Source organism: Paenibacillus lentus, assembly GCF_003931855.1.
Lineage (GTDB): Bacteria > Bacillota > Bacilli > Paenibacillales > Paenibacillaceae > Fontibacillus > Fontibacillus lentus.
Map to the genome: position 1 here is coordinate 178,338 of NZ_CP034248.1, position 25,362 is coordinate 203,699.

Annotated in this window: 15 protein-coding genes; 6 read left to right on the forward strand and 9 right to left on the reverse strand. The window is 42.9% G+C overall.

What is annotated here, in order from left to right; translation table 11 throughout:
- Nucleotides 1-151 precede the first annotated feature (151 nt).
- Nucleotides 152-1,948: an ATP-dependent nuclease gene (locus EIM92_RS00965; RefSeq protein WP_125081074.1), complete on the reverse strand. Its 1,797-nt coding sequence runs from the start codon at nt 1,946-1,948 to the stop codon at nt 152-154.
- 507 nt (nt 1,949-2,455) lie between these two features.
- Here EIM92_RS00965 and EIM92_RS00970 point away from each other — a divergent pair.
- Nucleotides 2,456-3,259: a Shedu anti-phage system protein SduA domain-containing protein gene (locus EIM92_RS00970; RefSeq protein WP_125081075.1), complete on the forward strand. Its 804-nt coding sequence runs from the start codon at nt 2,456-2,458 to the stop codon at nt 3,257-3,259.
- Nucleotides 3,260-3,422: 163 nt separating this feature from the next.
- Nucleotides 3,423-5,762, forward strand: coding sequence for an nSTAND3 domain-containing NTPase (locus EIM92_RS00975; protein WP_125081076.1), 2,340 nt, complete (start codon nt 3,423-3,425; stop codon nt 5,760-5,762).
- A 285-nt stretch (nt 5,763-6,047) separates the two neighbouring features.
- Here the strand turns inward: EIM92_RS00975 and EIM92_RS00980 are convergent, their stop codons facing one another.
- The 5 genes from EIM92_RS00980 to EIM92_RS01000 form a co-directional block, all read right to left on the reverse strand.
- Nucleotides 6,048-6,689, reverse strand: coding sequence for a DUF3885 domain-containing protein (locus EIM92_RS00980; protein WP_125081077.1), 642 nt, complete (start codon nt 6,687-6,689; stop codon nt 6,048-6,050).
- Between the two features lie 533 nt (nt 6,690-7,222).
- On the reverse strand, nt 7,223-12,091 hold the full coding sequence (locus EIM92_RS00985; RefSeq protein WP_125081078.1) for an RHS repeat-associated core domain-containing protein: 4,869 nt from the start codon (nt 12,089-12,091) through the stop codon (nt 7,223-7,225).
- Nucleotides 12,092-12,129: 38 nt separating this feature from the next.
- Entirely contained in the window at nt 12,130-15,354 is a 3,225-nt protein-coding gene (locus EIM92_RS00990; RefSeq protein WP_125081079.1) for an RHS repeat domain-containing protein, read from the reverse strand.
- 308 nt (nt 15,355-15,662) lie between these two features.
- The gene (locus EIM92_RS00995) at nt 15,663-16,841 is read right to left on the reverse strand and encodes an MFS transporter (RefSeq protein WP_125081080.1); all 1,179 of its coding nucleotides are present in this window, start codon (nt 16,839-16,841) and stop codon (nt 15,663-15,665) included.
- Nucleotides 16,842-16,896: 55 nt separating this feature from the next.
- Nucleotides 16,897-17,313: a MarR family winged helix-turn-helix transcriptional regulator gene (locus tag EIM92_RS01000; protein ID WP_125081081.1), complete on the reverse strand. Its 417-nt coding sequence runs from the start codon at nt 17,311-17,313 to the stop codon at nt 16,897-16,899.
- A 145-nt stretch (nt 17,314-17,458) separates the two neighbouring features.
- Here EIM92_RS01000 and EIM92_RS01005 point away from each other — a divergent pair, with 145 nt between their 5' ends.
- The 4 genes from EIM92_RS01005 (at nt 17,459) to EIM92_RS01020 (ending at nt 20,433) form a co-directional block, all read left to right on the forward strand.
- Entirely contained in the window at nt 17,459-17,617 is a 159-nt protein-coding gene (locus tag EIM92_RS01005) for an asparagine synthase (protein WP_114499079.1), read from the forward strand.
- A gap of 182 nt (nt 17,618-17,799) precedes the next feature.
- Complete coding sequence (locus EIM92_RS01010; protein WP_246021160.1) at nt 17,800-18,009, forward strand: DUF2642 domain-containing protein; 210 nt, start codon at nt 17,800-17,802, stop codon at nt 18,007-18,009.
- Between the two features lie 261 nt (nt 18,010-18,270).
- Nucleotides 18,271-18,600 carry an ArsR/SmtB family transcription factor gene (locus tag EIM92_RS01015; protein WP_125081083.1) on the forward strand — a complete coding sequence of 110 codons (330 nt, stop codon included), beginning with the start codon at nt 18,271-18,273 and terminating at the stop codon, nt 18,598-18,600.
- 96 nt (nt 18,601-18,696) lie between these two features.
- Complete coding sequence (locus EIM92_RS01020; protein WP_125081084.1) at nt 18,697-20,433, forward strand: SulP family inorganic anion transporter; 1,737 nt, start codon at nt 18,697-18,699, stop codon at nt 20,431-20,433.
- 103 nt (nt 20,434-20,536) lie between these two features.
- On the opposite strand, the gene EIM92_RS01025 is transcribed toward EIM92_RS01020, so the two are convergent.
- The 3 genes from EIM92_RS01025 to EIM92_RS01035 all read right to left on the reverse strand — a co-directional run bounded on the left by EIM92_RS01025 (nt 20,537) and on the right by EIM92_RS01035 (nt 25,006).
- Entirely contained in the window at nt 20,537-21,295 is a 759-nt protein-coding gene (locus tag EIM92_RS01025) for an SDR family oxidoreductase (RefSeq protein ID WP_125081085.1), read from the reverse strand.
- Nucleotides 21,296-21,591: 296 nt separating this feature from the next.
- Nucleotides 21,592-23,289: a cellulase family glycosylhydrolase gene (locus EIM92_RS01030; protein WP_125081086.1), complete on the reverse strand. Its 1,698-nt coding sequence runs from the start codon at nt 23,287-23,289 to the stop codon at nt 21,592-21,594.
- Nucleotides 23,290-23,533: 244 nt separating this feature from the next.
- Complete coding sequence (locus tag EIM92_RS01035; RefSeq protein WP_125081087.1) at nt 23,534-25,006, reverse strand: chitinase; 1,473 nt, start codon at nt 25,004-25,006, stop codon at nt 23,534-23,536.
- Nucleotides 25,007-25,362 lie beyond the last annotated feature (356 nt).

The window sequence follows — 25,362 nt, forward strand, 5'->3', positions numbered from 1 at the left end:
AGATTAATCTCATAACTGGCAATAGAAGCAAACTTCGTAACAAAGCTAAACACATGAAAAAAACAGTTGAAAAGTGCAACTAGTTTAATAAATTTCTTCAGTGCTTCTGCTATTCAATTATGTCAAAACTACAAAATTATTTAAATTAAATTCACTCTATCCAATAGCATCTTACAAACTCCTCCACTTTTGGTTCCTCCCACTCGGAAATGGCTTGATTCAATTCTGTCCAAGAAGCCCTTTCATAACGTGGAAGCAAGGTATTATTAGAATGATCCAAAGGGGTACTTAACGCCAAGCCAAAGGCTGACTTAATAATGTCGATTAGTCCGAGAGGTAACTCACCAATTGATTTAGGATTTATGTATTCATAAGCTGAGAATGATTTTGAAGAACCTTTCTCATAATCGTGTGGCATTTCGGCTTCAAAAGTATGTTGAAATACAAATCGACCATTATTTCTTAACCCCGCTAAATATTCCAGCTTGTGATTGATAGTTAGAACAGCTTTCAGCGCAGCAGGACTTCTTCTATCTCCTTTTGCATTTACTTCAGTAATGTCAAAATCATGTATGACGGTATACTTAACTCCAAAATTATTAAGTACATTCATTACTACATACATTGTTGGTTTTCCAGAGCAATTTACTACGGTTGTTCTATTAAATACATCTAAGTCTAAATATCCTTCTTGTGCAAGTTTCTCTCCAATAAGCCGTAGCGTCACAACTTCAGTATCGCCTTCAACTAAAATAACTTGATCAGCAAAAAATGCTTCATTCACATGTGGGTTAAATTTTAAAAGCGCTTGAAATCTTGATTTTTCATCATCTGGCAAACCGTAAATGTCTGAATCCACTTGATGAATACAAACTATCTTGTCACTATTTAGCGATACTTTAGCTAAAGTTCTATTAGGCTTAGAAAGATCAATAAAATTGGGAGAGTGTGAAGTAGCGATAACCTGGAAGTAATTATCATCGGCTAATGAATATAGAGTATCTTTAAAAATCCTTGCAATCTGGGGATGCAAATATAACTCAGGTTCTTCAATCGCAATAATTAATTGCCGTCTGAACAAGGCCTGTTCTTTAGTCTCAGTAGCATATTTGCTTTTGTATTTACGAAAACCCTTCAAAATCGAAACAATAAAAGTTCTTTGGACTCCATTACCTTGAAAATCAAGTTCCGTCTCAATTCCATTATAATTAAATAATGGATTGACAGATGTACTGACAAACTCAGCAAGAGGCTGAACGTTGACTTTGAAATTTACCTTAGTTGACGTAACATCTGTTAAAAAACTTTGGATTTCGGACTCGAAATAATTTATTTTCTCATTATCATGCTGATTGATCTTGTCTTGTAGCGCCTTTGTTTTTGTTTCTGCTTCTGTGTACTCCTCTAATGAATGAATAACCTCTTTATAGAGTGTGGTTAATGTTTTAATATTATCTGATGTGGCTTTTATTTCATCGCTAGCATTTTTTACAGCAGGAATGTAAATTACCTCAGGGAAAATATTAACAAAATGAGACGCGTTATTGCCCCCGCCCATTTTTCCCAACCATCCTTCGTCATCTAAATCGTGAGTTGGTTCTCCAACCGTTTTCGATAACCGCTTAACATCTTCTCCAAAATTATATACTGCTCTTACAATAAAGCTTTCTGTTGCTTCATGCATTGAAGCTCTTAGCCCATGCATGGCAGCCTCCTCTTCTGAAATATCAATGAACGTTGCATGAAAAGAAATAGGATTACTGGTATCATGATTATTGTAGTACTTTATATCCAATTTCTTATCAGAGCTGCCAAATTGTTTTAATGCTTGTAGCACAGTACTTTTACAACAATTGTTTGGACCTATAATGATTGATATATTTTCAACATTTACAGTTAACTCCTTGATACCTTTATAATTTCTTATCGTAAACTTGGATAATTTCATTTAGAACACCCCCAGGTTTATTTGAATCCCGTAATCGTTTACATTCGACAAAAGATTCTAACAACCTCCTTCTTTTACTAATTTGACCAAATAGCTATCGAGACTATTCTACTATCAAAATAGGATCAACTCCCCTATTTATTTTGGTTGAGAGGTTATCTGACATGCAACGGGTTGCTGAAGGCACCGGCTAAGCACAAACAAATCGAACAGAACTTTTACCCATAGTGTGTTTAGCAACCTGGCCTCTATCATGAAACAATAAGCCGAGCAACAATTGCAAAAGAAACGGGTTGATTTAGTTGAAATATATTGAGTACCGAATTGGTTGGAATTTGCATAAACGAGTCATAGCAATGCCTATGCTTCTCATTTTCAACGATGCATGGTACTTCCTCCTACGTACGGAGAATCACTTACTCTACAAGTTAATTTTAGAAATTGGATTTCATTACTTTAAATGGAAAACTGAAATTAATAATACTCAAATACGAGGGGAATTTGTTAATGGGGAAATATAAAAGAAACTATATGCAGTTAACAGAAGAAGAAATAAATCAATGGAACGAAATGAAACAACGAGAAATCATAAGAAAGTTTTACGGATTGGAAGTGAGGAAAAGTTTATTTAGAGAATATCCCAAAGCAGCGCGACACTATTTAAGCCTGTTCCCTAATCATTATTTGGATATAGTGGATTTGAAGAACGAACAAGAGCTTAATGACTTAGCAGATAAATACCTAGAAATGTTGGATAGTTCGGGAACGCCTGAACGTACAGTTTTAAACTGGATAAGAGATAATAGAGCTTATTTCATTATTGGATCAATTTTGCAAAACTACAATTTTGGACATCATAACGCTTTCATTTTTCCAGAACTTAAATTAGGTACCACACTCCAAGTTGATTTCTTGATTATCGGTAAAAATTCAGGTGGTTACGAATTTATTTTTGTTGAACTGGAAGCGCGACACGGGAAAATAACAATGGCTAACGGCGAGTTAGGTGACGTATTCAGAAAAGGGATTCGACAGGTAAAAGACTGGGGGGATTGGCTTGAAATGTACTTTCAATCCTTCCAAGAAACTCTGCTAAAATATAAGAATCCAGAACAACAATTACCTATAGAGTTTATGAAGCCTGATAGAACTCGATTGCATTACGTAGTTGTCGCTGGTCGTAGGTCTGATTTTAATGAGAAAACATATCGAATCAAGCGACGTACAAAAGATGAACAAAAGATTGAATTACTTCACTACGATAACCTCTATGATACAGCTAAAGCAGTAATCGGGAAATCGACATATTAACATAAATACAACAATAATTAAGTTTAACATCGAAACTTACAGATAGAGGAACGGATGTTTTCAAGCTATTGTATGCCCCAAGGGGCATTTAAGTCGAAATGCTTCATACGACTAGAAGAAAAACCCAATTAAAAAAACTATTAACCACTGAGTAGGTGATGGAATGTATAATTATCACAACTTAAATGATATCGAATTTGAAGAGCTATGCAAAGATGTAATGCAAAGAAGACTTTCGGCTAACTTAAGATTATTTTCAAGAGGAAGAGACGGTGGAATTGATTTAACAGATAATACTCACAGTCATAACATTGTTGTACAAGTTAAACATTACATTCGAAGCAGCTATGCCAATCTTAAAACAGCTTTGAAGAATGAAGTAGAGAAAGTTAATAACTGGCGTCCTAAGCAATACTACATTTGTTGTGGAAAGGAACTAACTGCAGCAAACATTAGAGAAATATATGAAATGTTTTCAGAATTCATGATGACAGACCACAACATAGTAACATTAAAAGAAATCGACGAATTCCTCCAAAATACAGAGAATGCTGATATAGTACGAAAACATTACAAGCTATGGCTTTATTCATCTAATATTTTAGGTGAGATTTATAACCAAAACGTATTTATCGACTGCGAAACACTCTTAAGTGACATAAACGAAGATTGCAAATCTTTTGTACCTACACATATCTATGAAGTTTGTATGGAGCATTTAATTAATCATGGAACGCTTATGCTTACAGGCGGTCCTGGAGTCGGAAAAACACTCACTTCTAAGATGCTCGTTCTATACTTTGCTACACAAGGTTATAGAATTAGATACACCACAAATGGGGATATCACAAATATAAAGAACTCCCTATCGCATGATAAGGAACAAAAGGAAGTCGTTTTATTAGACGATTGCTTGGGCCAGCACTATTTTAAGATGAAACAAAGTCAAGAGGATGAGTTACTTAGTTTAATAAAATATACAAAGTTATTTACAAACAAAAAGCTGATTCTAAATTCTAGAATTACTATTTTCAATGAAGCGAAAGAAAGATCGTATGAATTTAATAATATTTTCGAACAAAAAAAATTGGTAAATTATATTATAAATATGGATGAAATAACCCCTCTTGAGAAAGCGAAAATTTTATATAATCATCTGAAACTAAAAAATATACCAGAAGATTACTACTCTGCAATTATAGAAAATAAAAACTATTTAAAAATTGTTCAACATAAGAACTACACACCTCGCATTATTGAACACGTGACTTTTGAACATAATTACTCAAGGGTGTTGCCCAAATTATTTTTTAACTTTATAATTGACAATCTCACAAATCCACATGATGTTTGGAAAAATGAATTTGAACAGCGCCTACAAAGTATCGATAGAGCTTTTTTAACAACACTATATTCTTTAACTGATACCTATATTAGGCATGACATATTAAAAAAATGCTTTTTGAAACGACTATCAACTATGAACAATATTGATTCTACAGTTGACCAGTGGAGTCTAGTTTTAGCTCGATTGAATCAGTCCATTATTAATATCGTTGATTTAAAAGGTAAACAACTTATCGGAGTAATTAATCCTTCTGTAAATGATTACCTGAAGCTTGTGTTTACAAATAATCTTTTAGAGCTAAATACTATTCGTGATTCCATATGTAATGCCCTTCAGTTTGAGAGATGCTACTCAAAAGAAGAACTTCCTAATATCTACTATCAGCTAATCATTGATGAAACAATTCACGAAATTGATTTTGCCGATATACATCAAAAAAATTATTTTATTACATCACAAATCTTTGAACATCACATAAAGAATATAAATTATACACCCATAATCTTTGACTATCTATCCAATTCCTATTATTATAACTACTCACACGGAAATTGGCTGACTCATTTTGAGGTCTTATCTGCTTCGCTCAGTGATGAATTTTACCATTTCTATTCCATAGATCAATTTATTCACTCAAAAGATAGCATTTCCAATCTATTAGACGGCGTGGATTTAGATGAATTGGTTATGACTATAAACCTTTTAAATGAATTCTTTGAAGCACAAGAAACTGGTCCTCCTTGGTTCGAACAAATCTGCAAAGAAAAATTAGATGAAAGCATATTGAATTATATTGAGGGTATTAATACTTCAGATTATTGTGGTAATTATGATATGGGTGAGTTAATTAGGGAACATACCAAATCATACTGGTATAAAGGAGATGTCGATGAGGATGTTGACAAGTCTTCTGTAGTATCCGATTTAGAGAAAAAGATTATTAGCGATATTGAAGAGGAAGTTCAAGAAAAACTATCTTCGCTAGAAGTGAGGTTTCAACAGTTATTGCACACACCAACAGATTTTTATATCGATACAACTGACATTGAAAATGCTGTTGACTCCTATCTACGAGATTCATATCAAGAAAGTTACCATAATAATAGTTCAGATCAATCACTTATTGCAGAAATTGAAGCTATATTTGAACGCTGAGTGGAAAGGCCACCTTCGTTTTTTCACTTTCGAAGGTGGCCTTTCATGCCAATTGCTGACCTACATAAGTATACAAGTTCTGGCTTAACGGGTTAGTAATGTGCCTCTCATAGCTATCCTTTGACGAATCTTATCCCATTCGGGTCATACCAACGGAACGAAGGTATTGCAAATCCGTTAATTATCCCAATACTCTCCGATTAGCGGAATGTTCGGTACCAAATCTTACTGAAGCTCCGGGTTGCCCCAAATACCGTAGCCAACCAAAAGAATAGCCTACACGGGCTATTCTTTTGGTTTGAATATTTTATCAATTTTATCTCTATCAAATTCTAATATCCATTCATTGTGGATCGTGTAAATCTCCTTTAATATTTTTAAATCATTTGAGATTATATCCATACCTCTAATATCATACGGATGAATTATAACTTTCTTTGTTTCATTGATTATAAAAAAATCTCCTAATGCTGTTTGCTCCCCAGTTCCAGAAAATACAGAAATAAATTTTTTTACATCAAAATCAATATTCATTACTTTGATGCAATAACGAAAGGTTTTAACTTCATCCGTGTCATCTTGATCAGGATATCTGTAATCTTGTTTCAATAAAGATACATTATCAGTATCTTTATTAAATAGTGTATTATACAATTCTGCTATATTTTTTTCAAAAACCGATTGAGGATTTCCTTCCCAGCAATCAATAAACACTATAAAATAAACCAAATCTGATGATTTAGTAATAGCTTCCCAAATTTTAAGAAATCTATGTTCAATTTGTCTAGTTCGTAGTACTTTATTTTCTATATCTGAGGCTAGATCAAATCTTATACCGGTTGGATAGTTATAGAAAAGCGGACTTTTTAAGTCAACATTTTCAAAAAAGGTAGTTAAAAAATTATTTAGTTCTTCATTAGGATCCATTTTTACTCCTTTCTTTATCAAAGAAAATGTTTTTATTTAATTTTAATCCGATTGGCCTTTATGCTTATCTGTTATAAAATTCTCATATTTATCTGCATCCGATATCCAATGGAGTTCATTCCCCTTTTTCAAATACTTTAAGGCTAAATTACCTTGGCCCGTTAAGTCCTTAACCCACCAATATTGAACTGCACCCCCCAATATGTTAGATGGTGTCTAACATTAGGGGTGCAGTTCACCACTAGCTGAAGTGTGAATGGGAGAAATATTACCATTCGTATCGAATTGAAAAAACTCATTTCGAAAAACGAGTTTCGAAATGAGTTCAATCATTGTATTTATTAAGTTCTCACCTTCTATAAATATCTATAATAAAAAAAATAGACCACAATAAAAATGACATTACTAAAGAATAAAATAGAGAGTATTGTTTTCTTTTCATATCTCATGGACCAAAATTTTAAAAATGCCAGTATGTCAACTATTATGAGCATAAGAATCAATTCTACAAATTCCACACAATCACCACCAAATTATTTAATTAATTCTGCTTCCTTTCTGATTGATTTTATTAAGTTATCGTTCCATCCCCAGCCGGTTACAGTATCTTTAGTCCAGAAAACGAAGTGTTTCTTCTTCTCTGTATATTTTGTAATCGATCCTTCTTCCAATGCTCCAAATACTCTTACTTTGATATATAAGTATCTAGCTAATAATACGTCCGTTGAATCTGCGACTAATACATTTGAAAATTGAGAGCTTATAAATTTATCAACATCATAGTCTTTATATCCAAAGTTTGTTTTATATATATCTTCAATTGTAGGTAACGTACCAACAACCCCAAGGATTTTTGAAAATACACCTGAAACTTTACTATATTTCGCTCCTTTTTTAGAATATTCACTTCCAAGATTTCCAGCTAGCTCTAATAACAATGCCTCTGTATTTGACATTTCAAAAATTCTTTTTACTCCTTCTACATCTTTGTTGTTAAATTGATGAACGTCAAGTACCGAATCTATTCCATCAAGAAGAAACCCACCTACGTAAGGAATAAAACCGTATACATCTCGTATAGATTGTGTAGTTTTCGTAGTAAAATCCATATACCAACTGCCACCGTATAAAAATGCGTATGGCTTATGCCCACTAGGATCCGTATACATCAAAGGATTATTATGCACATACGTATACAAGTTCTGGCTCAGCGGGTTAGTAATGTCCCCCTCATAGCTATCCTTTGATACGAATCTTCCGGCGTTCGGGTCATACCAGCGGGCTCGGAGATACTGCAAATCGGTCGTTGCATCCCAATATTCGCCCGAGTAGCGGAAGATATTCGGAACGGTCTCTTCCTCAAGCTCCGGGTTGCCCCAAATATCGTAGGTGTAGCTGTTCAGCTGGTTCCCCGCGCTATCGACCAGTCCTACTACATCGCCATGTCCGTTAAATTGATAATACTGGACTTCTCCGGTTGCTTGATCCACCCGGGACCATAGCCGACCGGCTAAATCGTAGATGTAGGTGTAGGTTAAGCTTGGTGTCCCATTGCTTACGTCTGCTTCTGCAATCAGTTTCGCTTGTTCATCATAGTAATAGCGGGTACGCTCGGTTCCTTCAGCCCGCTCGTATAGCAAGCCGTCTCCGTTATAGCTATAGCTGACTTCTGTACCATCTTCGCCTGTTACCTTTGTTAAACGGTTGAGGCTATCGAAGGTGAATTCGGCATTCGTCATGCCTCGAACTTGCTGACCCTCTACTTCGAGGCGATTGCCGCGCTCATCGTAGACGTACTTCTTGTTGAGGTCTTGCCCATTCTCCTCTTGGATGCGATTCAACGAATCATAAGCGAAAGTATCGGCAGCTCCGTCCTGGCTGCGGGAAATAATGTTCTTGTTGTCGTCGTATTGATAAGTAAACTGCAAGCCCGCGGCACGCTGTACTTCTGCATTCTCACTCATCTCGCCCATAAGAGCTGCAGAGCCGCTTCTGAGCGTCCTTCCCGCCGCCCCAGGCGCGAGCGTCATCGCCGTCAAATCATAGCCTTCATACGTGTATGAGGTGCTTAGTCCATTACTGGAAGACTGAATCTCCAGCAGACCGTTCGCTTGGTAGTCAAAGGTCATCCGATCGACGGCCGACCCGGACCCGGCAGCAAAAGCCGCCATTCTTCCATTGCCTGAGCCATCATGGACTACATCCAGAGCGCTAACCCGGTTCATGGCATCCAATGTATACTGAGCGCCTGTCGTTTTACCGGAGGCATCCTTCAGTGTGTATCCCGTCCGCATCTGCTTGTTATAGGAATATTCGATTTGCGTGCCGTCAGGATAGGCGATCTTCGTTAGCAACCCGCTTTGTGGATCATAGTTATACGTCGTATTCCCTGTAGCATCGGTCATTCCCGTACGGCGCCCCATCGCATCGTAACTATATTTTATCTGCAGGCCAGGCGCTTTGATCAAGGTAAGCAAGTTATCGCTATTATACTCGTATTCCGTAAATTGACTCGCGTGATCCAGCGACCTGATCAGGTTTCCTCGCGAATCGTAAAAGAAAGCCTTAACCAGCCGCTCCTCATTCACTTGCCGGATCAGGTTGCCTGCTTGGTTGTATTCTTTCTCCACATACGTATTATCCGGATATTGGATTTTGGCCAGATAGCCTGCCAAGCTGTACGTATAACGCGTCGAACGCTGCTCAGGATCGGTGACTGATACCACACGGCCAAGCGCATCATATTCATATCGGGTCTGTCCGCCATTTCCGTCTGTGACGATCACCGGATGGCCTTCCAAATCGTAGACCGTCTGCTCCAAAGGAACATATGCCCCGCTTCTCGATTCCTCGATTGACAATACATTTCCAAGCAGATCCGTCTTCTCCTGATGCTTCACGCCAGCAGGGTCGGTGTAAGTCGTCGTGCGGCCAACCAAATCGTACTCGACTCTGTCCTGAGAACCGTCTGCAAAGATAGTGCCCGTAAGGCGATTGAAGCCATCATAGACATAACTGGTTTTATTTCGCTCGGCGTCTATAGACTCCTTCATATTCCCTTCTTGGTCATATACGTATTGGAAAAGAGCAGCGTCCACCTTCTCCTGAACGAGCAGTCCAAGCGGGTTAAATTTTTCGACGGTGACAATGCCTTCCGTGCCCGTAGTCGTGACCGTGTTCAGCTCATCGTCATATCTCACCGTCTTCGTGGTCCGATCACTGTAAAGTGTTTCAATCAGGCGACCAAGTACATCATAAGTAAATGAGGTCATCGCTCCTGCCGCATCTTCTGCCGACTTTAGTTCACCTGCTGAAGTATATTCATAGCGATGGCTAACTTCATTATAAAAACCATCCACGGAATGAACGATCATCGAGCGTTTTGTCGGCAAATGCTTCCCATAAGGAGATTGGTACGCATAGTTCACCGTATTCGTCCTTTTATCATCCTTAACATTGGAGGAGGCGATATTTCCGTAAGCATCGTAAGTGAAATCGGTTTGAGCCAATAACTTGCCGCTCGCGCTATTCTCTCTAACACTGGATTGCAGTACGCTCCCCTGGTTATTGTATTGATATTGCTCCACCCTTGACTGACTACTGCTGAGCTTGGTACTGATTTTACTTGGCTGCGCCCAGAAGAACGGATCAGCAGATGCAGCATATTCATAGCTGATCTCCTGTCCCGTACTCCAATTTTCCGCCGTCACCAGTCCCTCATCATTGTATTGATAATTAACGGAAAAAGGATCTGAAGCACTGCCTCCCTGCATGTAGCTTTCTGCGATCTGAACAGGAGCATTCCAGCCCTTCGTTTCATCGTAAGTGAATTGCTGCTTGTACTGTGTGCTCCCTTCCTCGCTGCGCTGCTCGCCTAAGTAATGGATATCCGGCTTGCTGCTCGATTGAAAATTTTTATTAAAAACTCGCGTATCCTTGGAACGCGAAGCTTCCATCGTTGTCGTCCAGGCTGCCGCTTCTCCGTAGCTGTTCAAATCCTCGCCGGAATATCGGAATGTTACCGGGTGTAGAACTTCATCGCCGGCCGTAGTAGAGAATGAATCCTGACGAGAACGAACTTTAAATACAAAATCAGTAGCGTAATCCCCGATCTGCTTCCGTGCCGGAGTGTAATCGAAGTCGGTCATCCCGGAACCCGGACGAACAATCCTGAGCAGCAACGCAGATGATTTAACCGGCTGAAGTTCCTCCTGGTGGGTTAGCGAGGCCAAGAAGTTAAATCGGGACTCCGGGTAGGAATAGTAATATTTTGTACTGCGTCCGGCGGCGTCTTTTACCTCGCTGAGAACCTTCTGGCCGTACTCCTCTTTTTGAAAATATTCCATTTTTCGATTCGTACCGGATTGGGTTACGGTCACTTGGTCTCCCAAGTAAGAGAAGACCAATTCATTGCCGTCACTATTGACGATTCTTGACAAAACCGTACCTTCGCCCTGCGCAGCGTAGTGAAAATATACCTTATTCCCGTAATTGTCCGCCGTCAGAATCAGATGCCCTGAGGAATTGAAATAATATTGGTTTCCATTGCGAACGGACACCATTATTTCGCTTGTAGAATTACCAACTGTCTGCGTGCGGTCTAATGTTAATTTAAGATCGTTCCATAAGTAGCCTTCCAGCTGCATATCTTCAGACAGCTTGTAACGGCCTACTCCGGGGAAATCCAGAATCCGTGAACCACCATAGGTATCAATATACGGGATTTCCCATCTCCATCCTCGGCCGATAGCCGTGTCCAGCTCATCCCTGCGAATGCGGGCTTCATTGATGTAGGCCCCATTCTCAAGCTTAACTCCGATTTCATCATTAGCTCTAGCACTGTCATATACACGAATCAATGGAAACGATAGTGCTCCCGGCAGCGAAAAGTCCATATAACGGAGCTTCACTTCACCAGTCGCCGTAGAAACTGAATCCGTTCCATACCCTACCTCATATAAAGAAGAATCATCTTTCAATGAATAATGCTCTACTGCCGCTTGATCATACTCCTGGGACTGGGCAGCCGCTGAAAAATCATGGACTAGCGCAGAGTAAGTATGGTTGGCGTTTCCCCCCGCTTGCGGCGCAAGAAGGTCTGCTTCCTCAATCCCACGCGTTACGTCATATCGGGAAATAGCCGCCTCATAACCCGCTTTCCCCCCTTGCAAAGCCGTGTAAATTTGGTACAGCGTATAACCTTTAGTCAACTGTTCGTCCAGCCAATCCTCGCTGACATCAAATTGCCGGAGAATCCCGGATACCGTCAGTACACTTCCACTAGCGGACTCGGCTTCAACTGCAGATGTATTACTTGGTTCCGATGCTCCATATACGACAGTTTCCAGCAGACTGACGCTGATCAAGGTCAAGCACAGAACGAGACATATTATTCTTTTCATGATTTCACCTCAGTTTTTCTCTTTAAAAGCCCTGAATCTTAAAACGGATATATTTTCTTCGTTCTATGCTTCAAATTGCCCTTGGGATCATAATCGTAAATGAGAATATCCCCTGACGGATAAATAATTTGGGTCAGACGTCCATCCGGTCTATACTTAAAAGACGCCTTTGGTTTGATCTCCATGAGGGCCACCATGATTTGAAATTCGAACGGCAGCGAGTTTTTCTCCGCTAGCTTCAAATAGTAGGTCTTCCCACCCTCTAAGTCGAACTCCCATACCGTATAATCCATTCCGAATTCCTGCTCGCTATTCTCCCGCGGCGATATAGGCGTGATCAGCCCGGGCTGATCATATAATGTCAATTCCGGCTGCTGGGAGAAGTTTCGCAATTCCTTGGTGGCAAAGCGATATTGTCCTGTTTCGGGTGCAACAAAACGGTAATATCCATTTTGTCCGGCTGCTTTGTACACATATGCCACCTGCCGATGCAGAAGTTCTTCAAAGTTATACTCCTGTACGTCGACCGTTTCAAACGTCCGGTAAGGGGCAGCAAAAGTAACCGGGTTCCCGAGTGCCGTCTTCACCTGAATGGTTCCGCCAGCAGGGATCGGATATGATACCGTCTCCTTTTCACCTTCCCTGATCAGCGTCCCGTTTGAATCCAGAATCGTATAATCAAAGGAACGATTTCCCGATGTACTTGCGTTTGTCGTCAACTTCGCGGCAAAGCTGCCTATATTCTTAAATCCTGCGCTCTGATTTGTGGATAGTGTGCTTTTCAGTAACGCTTGCTCCAGACTTGGCACTGCCTGGAAAGATTGCCCGTACGTAAACGTGACGGGTTGATCCGTTACTACCGTTACGACCACTTCTGCCCCGCCAGGAACGGAAAGGCTGCCTTGCTGATCGAACTCAGCTTCCAGCGACTCTCCATTTGCAGCGTATATAGCGTAATCAAACATAGACAAAGTATTATTGGATGCGTCACTGGTTAGGGTTTGCGGTGAGGATTGCAAATTCACAAATAAATAGCTTTCGTTTTTAGATAGGGTCACTTTGTTGACCGCAGGGTTTTCCCCAGGCATTCCCGTAAAGGACGTATAGACTCCTCCGAAGGTGATGGCCTCCGTTAAAGGTGCAACTGTAATCGAATGTATCGCTGGCACCGAAACGGGAGTAATGCGGCTGGCATCCTCTCCCCGAATTGTTCCATCCGGGCGCCGTAGTACATAAGCAAATTCTTTTGCAGGGGTTGCGTCACTGTACAAGAATTCCGATTGACCGCTACTATTCACATAAGTATAGGAATTACCTGGGAGTACAGTAGCCCGCAACATCGCAGGATTTTCCGATTGATCGGCTGTAAAAGAATCGGTGTAAGAGAACGTTACCGGGCTCACAGATTGTCCCGTGACAATCGCATAACCTCCAGCAGGAATCGATACGTTGCCTTTTTCATCAAAACCTCCCCGGTTCACACTCCCGTCATTGTTGTATATGGCAACGTCAAATTTTCCGCCGCTTTGAGCCGTATCACTAGTAATCGCTCTTGACCTGGAGCCGATATTTGTAAACAGGTACGATTCCCCGTTATGCACGATTTGCCTGGAAATGGCTTCGCCTTCCTTGTCCCTCCAATCGAACAAGCGGTATATAGCGCCAAACGTAACCGGTATATCAGACACCGCGGTCACGACGATGCTATTTCCTTTCGCAACCTGCGGATTAGAATAGGTGTTAGCCCTCTTTCCTTGCTGTGTGCCATCCGGATAGTATTCCGCCCAATCGAAGCGGCTCTTGGAAGAAGCAGTGCTGTACAAATATCTGGCAGCGGAGCTTATATTTCTAAACTCGAAGCTCTCCCCTCTGGATAGAGTCACCCTGAAATGTGAAGGCTCATCGCTAAACTCTGCTGAGAAATCATCAGCGTACTCGAAGGTAACCGGAGTGCTGTCCCGAACCGTAAAAATGACGATCGACCCGGGAGAGAGAGTTGGTATAGCCAAAGAGTTAAAGCCTTGAGAGACATAATTCCCATTAACGTTGTAAACAACGTAATCGTATCGACCTTTCACTGCTCTAGCATCATTCTTAACGCTATTCCGCAGTGTTCCGTTATTCGTGAAGATATAAGATTCCCCGGGCGATACAGTAACCCTGCTGAGCGCTTCATCCGTACGGTTTCCCCCCATAAAAGAGCGGAATGGGGCGCCGATGCGAACAGGATTCTCGGTAACCAAAGTAATCGCAACACGTCTTCCTACCGCTACCAACGGCAATGTAGATGTATTCGTTCCCCGCGTAACTTCCGAGCCATCCGGCGAGTAGACGACGTAATCAAATTTATCTTTGGAGGTTCCTGCATGCTCTGGACGATCGGATTTCGTCCCGACATTGGTAAACTCATGACTTTCTCCAGGATATAATACGAGGCTATCATATGCCGGCTCGTCCGTTTCATAACCATAGAAGCCTTCATATGGAACGGCAACGGTAACCGGTATGTCGGAAGCTCCCGTAAGTACAATCGTATCTCCTACACTAAAAGAAGGCTTGGAATAGGCATCAAAACTTGACTTTTCCAATGAGCCATCGCTTTTATAGACGGCAAAATCATAGCGCATCCCGTTGGAGGATGTTGCGTCGCTTATGACGCTTCTGGCAGCAAGCGATTCGTTAGAGAATAAATAACTCTCACCACGCTTCAATGTTGTTTTGAGCAAAGCGGGAACTGGAATATAAGAGTATGTAAGTACGTCATTAAAAGTCACCGTCACCGGATAACCATGGTCAGCCGTAATGACGGTATACCCTCCTTTAGAGTAAACAAGCGGATTCCCCGTATAGAGCATGTCGTCCGACAACACTTTTCCATCCGCATTATAGGAAACATAATCAAAGCGGATATTATTGGTTGACTTGGCATCTGTACTTAAACTCGTAGTAGTGGAAGTATCATTCGTAAACTGGACGCTCTCCCCGGGATATATGACCAAGCTAACTTTTGTAGCAGCAAGCATAAACATATAGGTGCTGTCCGTCACGGTTAGGTCTTCCTGAGACAGTGGCGTATCATCAATTTCAATGATGTCTGTATCTGGCATCCATTCATCTATTGATGGGGAAGCATCATCTTTCCGCTGCTGCCCATGCACCTCTGCAGGCCGTGCTTCTCCTTCGGAAAATGTGGAGACAGGTCCCGAACTTCCTAAGAGAAGTAGAACAGTCAAGACAAGCAAGGCTAATTTTCTAAGATTCAAATCCTTTCCTCCATTTCCTAATTTTATGAATGTATATGATATTTATCGGCTAACTTACATTTGATCTTGTATAGTCATAAAGTCCCTTATATGGTGGTATTAACAAAAAAAGAAGCTACCCCCAACATCACGTTGAAGCTAGCTTCAGCTTGTAGTCCTATTTATTTCCTCTAGTCCACGCTCACATTGCCCATTACTCTCACACGGCTCGTACATCCCGGGCTTTAAACCAAAGCCAGGAATCTGGGAGCCGATTATTCCTCTGCGCCGGAGACAGATGCAGCAGGAGCAGGCACTCACAATCACAATCACACTTGCAATCTACGCTGTCTCCGATGATGAAGACCGTAATACAAAATAGTTGTAAAAGCGACGATAATCGCACCGATAAAGTACATCGTTCCATAACTGGTCATGGCAGCTACAACCCCAAGCACGTAGGAGCCTACCCCGTAGCCTGCATCAAAGAATACAAAGTAAGTGCTGGTGGCAAGACCACTGCGCTGGATTGGGGACGATTTAATGGCGATTGCCTGAAAGCTGGGCAGCAAAGCCCCATACCCTAGACCGATCACGCCTCCAGACGCTAGAAAGGAAATTGTGCTGTTCGCCTGGCTAAGCCAGATCATGCCGATTACGAAAAAGAATATGCCGGGATACACAAGAATGTGTTCTCCTTTACGGTCGAACAGCTTTCCCGTGAATGGCCTGGAAATCAAGATTAGAGCGGCGAAAACAATAAAGAAGTAGCTGGCCATCGGCTCCATGCCAATACTTTTAGCATAGACAGAAATAAATGTAGCTATGGCTCCATATGAAAATGCTAGCATAAAGCCGGAGATCGAAATCGGAATGGCATTCGGCTCGATGAAGGTTTTCCAGTGCCATGATGAGGCAGCTCTCTCTTTCTTCATCCCCTGGTCACCCGGGATTTGCAGCAGCAGACCGCAAACCAATGAAAATGCCGAAAACACGAGACAAATGACAAACATCACGGAAAAATTGAATTGAGAGATCACCATCAGTCCAACGAAGGGCCCGAAGACCATCGCAAGGCTCATGAAGAGCGTAAAGTAACCGATCCCTTCACCTTTGCGTGTCTCCGGAATCAACTTGATGGCGATCGCGGAGGTCGTCGTCGCTGCTACGCCGAAGGCTGCCCCGTGAATAACCCGCAGGACGAGCAGTGGCACAAAGCTTTGAATGATCAAGTAGAACGCGCTGCAGACCGCAAACAAAATGAGCGAAGCATTCATAATTTTGCGGTTGTCCATTTCACTCAGCCATTTTCCGGCCAGCGGACGAAAGATGACGGCAGCAATGACAAATACCGTCGTAACTAAACCAATTCCCTTCTGACTGCCATGCAGCGATTCAAGTACAAAAGTAGGCAGCGTTACCGCCAAAATATAAAACGTGATAAATACAAAAAAACTGCTGAAACAAATCAGCAAGAAGTTCTTATTCCATAATGAGGTTTCTTTCAAACTTAGTTCCTTCTTTCTATGCTGTGTTTGGAAGTGAGTGAGCTTACCGAAGGCGCTACAATTGCTCGTTTATTTTCTCGAATGCGCGGCGCAGCACTGCAAGCTCTTCCTCGGTGAAGTCCTTTAAATACGATTGCGTAAACTCGAGCTCAACCGGCAAGAGCTTCTGGCTTATACTTCGTCCACTCTCCGTGACATAAATCAGGAAAGATCGACGATCCCCCTGATTGGCCTCTCTTCGTATCCATTCTTTGCGCTCCAGTTGATCTAAGATGCGGGTTACATTCGTCGGGTCTTTCTCGGTACGCCGAGACAGCTCCGCCTGTGTTATGCCGTCCTCCTCCGTCAGTGTTTGCAGCACGCCCCACTGCTCCGAAGTAATACCATATTTCTGAAACCTCTGTGTTAAGTGCTGAGTGATTTTCCGACCTGTATTCGTAATGATATAGCCAAGGGATTCTTTAATTCGCAAATGCAAGAGCCTCCTCATACACAATTTATATGTATAACAATTATAGATATAGCAACTAATTGTTGTCAATCGTTCTGTATAATTTCAACCCATCTTAATCAGACTAACGATGTCTTTCCAATTGAAATCCTAAGGAGTGTTATTTATGCGTGAAGGTTTGATTCCTACTGTTCTCGGAGCCGTAGTATCTGCTTCAGCCGCCTCACTGCTTGGAAGCAAGTATAAGCTTGCCGCGACCGGTGCTCTCGGCTTTGGCCTGGCCCATATCGTGCTTGGCGCCATTGATCTCATCGAGCATCGGTAGCTGACATTGTGAAAGATCGTCCGGGAAGCTTGTCTTCCCGGGTATTATGCCCCATATAGGCTGTCGCCCATACGGTTAACTAGTCATTCGCATAGAATGGCTTATCAATCGAAATGGGAGTGAATGGCTTGAATCAATTTTATCCAATGCATCATCACCACATGCCGCAACATGGTGCACATATGCAGATGCCTTTAGCAGTAACCCTTGTCGACCCCTGCGTGGTCGATGCATTAAAAGCCAATGTCGGAAACTACGTGGTGCTGGAGACGACTCGCGGAGGGATCGACGGCTGTATCGCCGACGTAAAGCCAGATCATGTCGTCCTGGATGCGCGGGGCAAAAAGTTCTTGGTTCGCATATGTGAAATTGTGTGGATCATGCCCAAATAACGAAGCATATCATTTATACGTTCTATAACCTTAAGAAAGCTGCGGATTCGCAGCTTTCTTAAGATTTTCCGGAAGAACTGGAGTTGAGCTAAGTTGTTCACTGCAATCTACATCACTTTGTAGGCTCGACTAAACCTTCTGCATATCTTTCCAACTACATAATCATTTACAAACCGCGTTTGTCATGCTATTATGAACTTGATTCAAATATTCAAAACTTTAGATATATGAATATATGAAAATAAGGAGAAGCCTTTTGTAATGGATAGAAGCATACAGCAGTTCAAGGCCGATTTTTTCAAGGCGCTCGCTCATCCGATGCGAATCCGCATTCTGGAAATATTAAGCCAGGGCGAGCGCAACGTGAACGAGCTTCAGACGATGCTGGAATCCGAGGGCTCTGCGGTATCCCAGCAGCTTTCCGTACTCCGCGCCAAGAACCTGGTCAATACCGTAAAGGAAGGAACCACTGTCATTTACTCGCTCCGCGATCCGTTGATCAGCGATCTGCTTGGGGTGGCTCGGCAAATTTTCAACAATCATTTGGTAGAATCCATCTCATTGCTGGAGGATATTAACAAGCAGTCCTAACTAGAGTCACATGTACGATCAAGTCCCCCGCCATCCGCGGGGTTATTTGAAATTATTGGCGACAAACTATTTAATATGAAAAGAAGGGTAAAATTAATGAAATGGATAGGACGATTTAGTGGTTACTCTGCAAATTCGTTTCGCAAGGATTTAGTATCGGGCTGTATCGTCGGGATTGTCGCCATTCCTTTAGGGATGGCTTTTGCCATTGCTTCAGGCGTGAAACCTGAGTATGGATTGTACACGACAATCATTGCCGGGATTTTGATCTCCCTACTTGGCGGATCAAAGTTCCAAATCGGGGGCCCGACCGGGGCGTTCATTCCGATACTGCTGGCGATCGTCATGCAGTATGGATATGAAAACCTGCTGATTGCCGGATTTTTGGCAGGCGTATTTCTCATATTAATGGGGCTTCTTCGGCTGGGATCATTAATCAAATTTATTCCGAAGCCGGTTACCATCGGCTTTACTTCCGGAATCGCCGTCATTATTTTTAGCGGACAAATCGGTAATTTCCTAGGACTTGAGGGTGTAGAGCGGCATGAATATTTTTTCTATAACATGAAAGAAATTTTCCTGCGAATGTCTACCTTGAATCTGTACAGCGTGTTAACCGCCGGCATTTGCCTGGCCGCACTTATTTTGACTCCTAAATATTTGCCGAAGGTTCCCGGCTCGCTCGTGGGGATTATCGTCTCTACCTTGGTTGCTGCCTGGCTATTTCCAGACAAGATAACAACAATTGGCTCGGCTTATGGGCCGATTCCCGCGGGTCTGCCTAGCTTCGCCCCACTTGAATTAAGCTGGGATCGCATTCTCACGATGCTTCAACCTGCTCTAATTATCGCTATGCTCGGGAGCATCGAATCCCTTTTATCAGCCGTTGTAGCGGATGAAATGACCGGCACCCGTCATAACAGCAACCGGGAATTGATTGGCCAAGGCGTAGCCAACATTGCGGCGCCTCTATTTGGAGGCATTCCGGCAACCGGCGCGATTGCCCGGACGGCAACGAATATAAAAAATGGCGCTGCCTCCCCAATGTCAGGGATCATTCACGGCCTCGTCGTGCTTATGATCGTGGTGCTCTTTGCCCCGTATGCCTCTAGCATTCCACTGGCAAGTATGGCCCCCATTTTGATGGTCGTTGCCTGGAACATGAGCGAATACAAGAACTTCAAGCATATGCTCAAAACGCGAACAGGGGATTCGCTGGTCCTGCTCGTCACCTTCTTGTTGACGGTATTCACCACCTTGACCATTGCCGTACAAGCGGGACTGGCCTTAGCCTTCATTTTATTTATTAAGCGCATGAGCGGCTCGCTCGCGGTGGACAAGGTGCTGCCTGATCATTCTTCAGACAAAGCGAAGGTGCAGGCGAATCGGGTAACTGAAGAGCGGGATTGCCCGCAGCTTGGCATTTACACCGTTGAAGGAACGTTGTTCTTCGGTGCCTCTCATGTCCTGGAGGACTTGGGACAAAAGCTGCTCGCAGATCAAGACCTGCGGGTCGTATTGCTGCGCATGAGCAGAGTGCCCTTCATGGATACGACGGGGGAATCCAATTTTACCAGCTTAATCGAACGCCTGATGCAGCACGGAATTGTCGTCGTCATTTCCGGTTTAAGATCGCAGCCTAAAGAGCTTCTACTCAAAACCGGCAGCTATGCCATGATTGGCCAAGACCGATTCTTCGAGCATACGGGCGAAGCGCTGAACTATGCCCTGGAAAATCTGCAATTCAACAAATGCCTTGGCTGCAAGCAATTCGCGTTTCGCGAGTGTACTGGCCTTAGCAGCACCGGCAGCCTGCGCCAGCATATTTCTTAAGTTTTGAGGTCAATACTCGTAAGCAAAGCCTCCCTTGGCTCCATTTTTGGAGCCTACAGGGAGGCTTTGCTTAACCGAGCGTAACCGGATATAAATGAGCTTCTTAGTAGGCCGTCCATCCCGCATCAGCGGAAATTACCGTGCCGTTCACAAAGCTCGAATCCTCGGAAGCTAGAAACAGGGCCACCTTGGCAATTTCCTCGGATTTCCCCATGCGCGGATTAATCGCCATGCCAAGCTGCTGTCTAGAAGCTCCGAATGAATTGATGCCTGTCATCGATGTGCCGATATTCGTTTCTACACCGCCTGGAGCAATTACATTGCAACGAATGCCCTGCGCAGCGTACATGAAGCCTGTATTCTTTGTAAGACCTATAACTGCATGTTTAGATGCCGTATAAGCCGCACCTGCGCGTGCTCCCTGCAATCCACCAACCGAAGCCACGTTAACGATGACTCCCTTTTGCTTCTCCAGAAAAATCGGCATTACCTTGCGAGTAGAACGCATTACGCTAGTCGTGTTCACCGCAAAGATTCTTTCCCATTGCTCGTCCGTGACGTCGCCTGCCGGCTCCATATTGTCCATAATCCCCGCATTATTAACTAAAATATCAACCGTTCCATAAGTTTGAACTGTGGTTTCGATCAGATTTTGAATATCTTCCTCCACCGCAACATTCGTTTTAATCGCAAATGCTGTGCCGCCCTGTGACGTGATTTCCTCAACCGTAGCGTTTGCCCCTTCCAAATTCAAATCGGATACGGCTACTTTTGCTCCTTCTTGAGCAAAAAGCAATGCAATTTGCTTGCCCATTCCTGACGCTGCACCCGTGACAACAGCTACTTGATTCTGAAGTTTCACCCAAATCCCTCCCGTTATTCACACATGTTAGATTGCTACTATAGATACAACAATATTCAATTTTTAATTTACTTAATATTAAGGATAATTGAACCTGCCTTTAATTACAAATTGCTGCTTAAGAGTAAAACAAAACTACCCTATCATAGGTGACAGAGTAGTCTTGTTACCTTCCCACTATTTCATTTAACATTTCAATTCTTATGTAATACCTTATCCGCCAAAATATAAACGCAACAAAGCCCGGACCAGTTGGCCCGGGTGCTTTATTTCTGTTTATTTAGAAGTAAACTCGCTTATGAAGCTGTGCCTGTCACCGTCGAACCGCTCTTGTTAATCGTGTAGTTGACGATCTCCCCGCTCCAGAAGTGGAACCTGAGAGTGACTGCGGCATCATTCACTTCATTAAAGAACGCTTGGTGTAGTTTGATTGTCCCTTCACTATATGCCGGACTGAATGTCGTTTCGAATTCCTTAAAGGAAGTCCAGTTATGCGGGCCAGCATTGCCGCCGTTTACATAGACCGCTTCCATCGTGGCAAGCTGATCGCCGTTGAAGGCGGTTGGAATTGCAAAAGAGGAGGTAGTCCCCGTTGTGCTGCTTAGCCTAGGCGTATTGTAAAGCACCACATTAAACTTCCAATCAGCGCCTTTATTGAATTTTGCCACGATTGTCGCATTCACGCCCAGTTTTCCCGATGAGGTCAGCTTGGTCAGCTGACTTGCTTTGAAAGTCAAAGTACTTCCGTTCAGCGTATAGTCCGTACCTGATTTCAGCGTTGTTCCGTTCACAGAAAGTGATGTCAACGTATTACCATTCAGATTTAACTGAACCGAGGTATCTTTGACAGCAGTTCCTTGCTTAACATGAACCAGATCACTGGAAGCTGTGGATGAACGCCCTGTCCAGCTAGCCTTGATCATATTGAACAAATCAGGATCAGACCACTTGAAGCTCGTACGGTTAAAATGTTGTCCATTATCCCATAACATGGTGGCCATGCTTTTTTGCTTCACATACTGGGCAAAAAACTCGAAGAACTTCAACTTCTCCCCCTGCTCAATAACACCGGTGTGCTTATCGAATCCTAGCAGGCCATATTCGCCAATAATCACTGGAATTCCCCTCGCTACAAATGTGTTATACACATGATCGAAGGTCGTTATAATATCATTTTGTGTTTCCGCATCAAATTTAGTGTGCCCGGCAATATTTACGCTAAATGGCCAGAATCCATAAAAATGAACGGTAGCGATAATATTCTTGTCGTTCAACTTAGAGATCGTATTATAAAGCGCTGTCATTCTTTCTTGCGATGGAGAGGCTTCCAGCGTTGAAAGGACAAGCGGGCGAGTCGCGTTTTGACCGCCGGAGCTTCTGACAATGTTGAAAAAGGATACGTTCAACTCATCCAGCATTTTTTGCTGCTGGGTTTCATCTGTAGTTCCGCCATCCGTGAAGCGAGGCTCGTTCACACTCTCGAACATCAGCTTATTGGGGCTGTTCTTAAACTTATCAGCGATTTGTCTCCAAATGGCATTGTACCGTGCCAGTACCTGATCATGCTGGGTTTCCATTTTACTGATCCATAGCCAGGAATCATGATGCACATTGATCATGACATAGAGGTTGGCATCCAAAGCCCACTGGACAACCTCTTGAACCCGATTTAAATACGCCGCTTCGATTTGATAATTGGGAGCCCCGCCGATATGGGAATCCCAGGTGACTGGAATCCGTATACTCTTATAGCCTTGAGCTGCGATATTCTGAATCAGCTCTTTCGTGATACGCGGATTCCCCCATGCCGTTTCATCCGCACCGACAGCATCGAGAGAATTGCCAAGGTTCCATCCGGGCTCCATCGCTTCAACATAGGATTGCATTGCACTTGCAGGAGCCGCTGCAAGTGCAGCACTAGGAACGACAGCGGCCAATAATGCAACAACGATAGCCAGGGAGAGAATAACCTTACTGCTTCTACGTTTTTTCATCTGAATTCTCCTTTACTCTTTTTTAAAAAATTACATATCTTGGCATGAAAGCGGTTTCGCAGACTAATTTACCACATTTCCAGCTTGGCATGCACCATAATAATTAGAGAATAATTCATGTGTAAATTAGCTATTGCCCCCTTCCAACCTGAGTCAAGCTGGCTAAAATAGTTCTTACCCTCGAAATCCAACAAGGCCCCGGTCGATTGACCGAGGCTTTATCTTTGCATTTCAACTTTCGGTTTTATGGAAGCGAATTCAAGAAAGGCTTGACTGTATTGGCCAAACTATAATTCGAAGTCGCATCCCAGTTGATCGACCATGTCATGGCTCCCCGGATATCCGGGTATTTGGCTGCGGGTTTATAGCTTCCGCAGCTGTTGCCGGTCGCCAGGCAGTTCAGCGCATTATTAACGACAGTCGGAGAGACATATCCTCCGCCTGCCGCTGATGGCGTAGCCGGAACACCAATGCCTAATTGGGACGGTGCTACCCACTGCAAAGTCAAATCAGTAAGAGCCGTTAAGAAATCTACCGTGCCTTGCGAATAACATTTACCATCCCGCCCCAGCATGCAGCCTGAATTATAATACTGGACATTAATGACGGATGTAATATCTCTCAGATTGTTATAGAGCTGCATATAAGAGGTGTTTGGGCTCTGCATATCTATCGTTTGCGGTGCCATCGTTAGAATGAAATCGCTCCCGACTCTTTGCTGCAGCTGGCGAATAGCATTCGTTAAATTAGTTACATTCATGCCATGCTCCAGATCGATATCCACGCCATCCAATCCAAATTGCGTGATAATGGCATGCATGCTTTCCACAAAATTCGTTACATTAGGGGAGGCGTTATTTAAATCAATATTCCCCTGCTCCCCGCCAATCGATATAATGACTTTTTTTCCTTGCGCGCGTTTAGCCTGAATATCCGCAATCAGATCTGCATTCGTATATCCTCCCAAGGCCGAGGACAATGAGGAATCCACATTAAAGGTAACTCCGCCTGGCTTGGCAGGATCCATATCTGCAAACGACAATACAATGATATCGTATTGGCTAGGCACATCCCTTACTCTTAAATTGCTAGAGTTGTTAATAAAGTTATGCCAGTATCCCGTCAAGGTATGCTTCGGAAGCTGACCTCCACCGCCACCTCCATTGCCTGCCGTCGTCGTCGCGTTAACGGTCGCACTAGCCGGGGAACGGTTGCCAGCAGCATCCTTAGCCACGACTTTAAAAGAATAAGCCGTGCTGGCAGAAAGCCCTGTGACCGTAGCGGTTGTGCCTGTTACAGATAAAACAACTGACGAGCCTTGATAAACTTCATATCCCGCCACGCCTACATTATCGGTAGAAGCAGACCAGGATAAGGTGACGCTGGATGAGGTAATGCCGCTCACCGTTAAATTCACGGGAGCCGTCGGCGCCACTGTATCGCCTCCACCGCCGCCTCCGCCTTCTACCAACTGCCATAAAGCAGGTACATTAGGCGGCTCCCATCCTACCAAAGAAGTATGAGACTGAATATTCCGATAGGTGTTGCCACCATATGTCACCGTGTCGTTTATCGTATAGGACACATTAGGCGCCCAAGCACCGCGGTCAGCTGCCGAAGCGGCCAGCGGCAGTAAACTGATCAGCAGCGTAAAGACCAGCAGCAGCGTCATCACTCTTCCCGGCTTGTCCGGCATGCCAAATAACCCCTTTTTCATCAACTAAACTCCTCCTTATGAAATGGTCAGCAAGGTTTCTGTATCTCCACGCAGAAAGAATGCATCACCTCCCCCATTGTGATAGATTTCCATAACTGAATCACTGGAATCTCTTAATTACAGTTTTCCTATCTTTCTTTCATTGGAGCTCATAGGTTACAAGAAAAACCCGTCTATAACATTATAACGTTATATACACATAATCTATATGATTTTCAATTATTTCTCAATAGATCAGATGGATTATTTTAATATAGGAGGATTCCAGCTCTGTCAACATTATTTTGTCGAGAAATCCTTTTTAAAGGGGATAAACAAAAAAAGCACCAACCACTGAGAGGATGGATATCCATAAA

Excerpts from the sequence above, each read along its gene's own strand:
- EIM92_RS00965 (WP_125081074.1), bottom strand. The coding sequence starts at position 1,948 with ATGAAATTATCCAAGTTTACGATAAGAAATTATAAAGGTATCAAGGAG.
- EIM92_RS00970 (WP_125081075.1), top strand. The coding sequence starts at position 2,456 with ATGGGGAAATATAAAAGAAACTATATGCAGTTAACAGAAGAAGAAATA.
- EIM92_RS00975 (WP_125081076.1), top strand. The coding sequence starts at position 3,423 with ATGTATAATTATCACAACTTAAATGATATCGAATTTGAAGAGCTATGC.
- EIM92_RS00980 (WP_125081077.1), bottom strand. The coding sequence starts at position 6,689 with ATGGATCCTAATGAAGAACTAAATAATTTTTTAACTACCTTTTTTGAA.
- EIM92_RS00985 (WP_125081078.1), bottom strand. The coding sequence starts at position 12,091 with ATGAAAAGAATAATATGTCTCGTTCTGTGCTTGACCTTGATCAGCGTC.
- EIM92_RS01005 (WP_114499079.1), top strand. The coding sequence starts at position 17,459 with ATGCGTGAAGGTTTGATTCCTACTGTTCTCGGAGCCGTAGTATCTGCT.
- EIM92_RS01010 (WP_246021160.1), top strand. The coding sequence starts at position 17,800 with ATGCAGATGCCTTTAGCAGTAACCCTTGTCGACCCCTGCGTGGTCGAT.
- EIM92_RS01015 (WP_125081083.1), top strand. The coding sequence starts at position 18,271 with ATGGATAGAAGCATACAGCAGTTCAAGGCCGATTTTTTCAAGGCGCTC.
- EIM92_RS01020 (WP_125081084.1), top strand. The coding sequence starts at position 18,697 with ATGAAATGGATAGGACGATTTAGTGGTTACTCTGCAAATTCGTTTCGC.
- EIM92_RS01030 (WP_125081086.1), bottom strand. The coding sequence starts at position 23,289 with ATGAAAAAACGTAGAAGCAGTAAGGTTATTCTCTCCCTGGCTATCGTT.
- EIM92_RS01035 (WP_125081087.1), bottom strand. The coding sequence starts at position 25,006 with ATGAAAAAGGGGTTATTTGGCATGCCGGACAAGCCGGGAAGAGTGATG.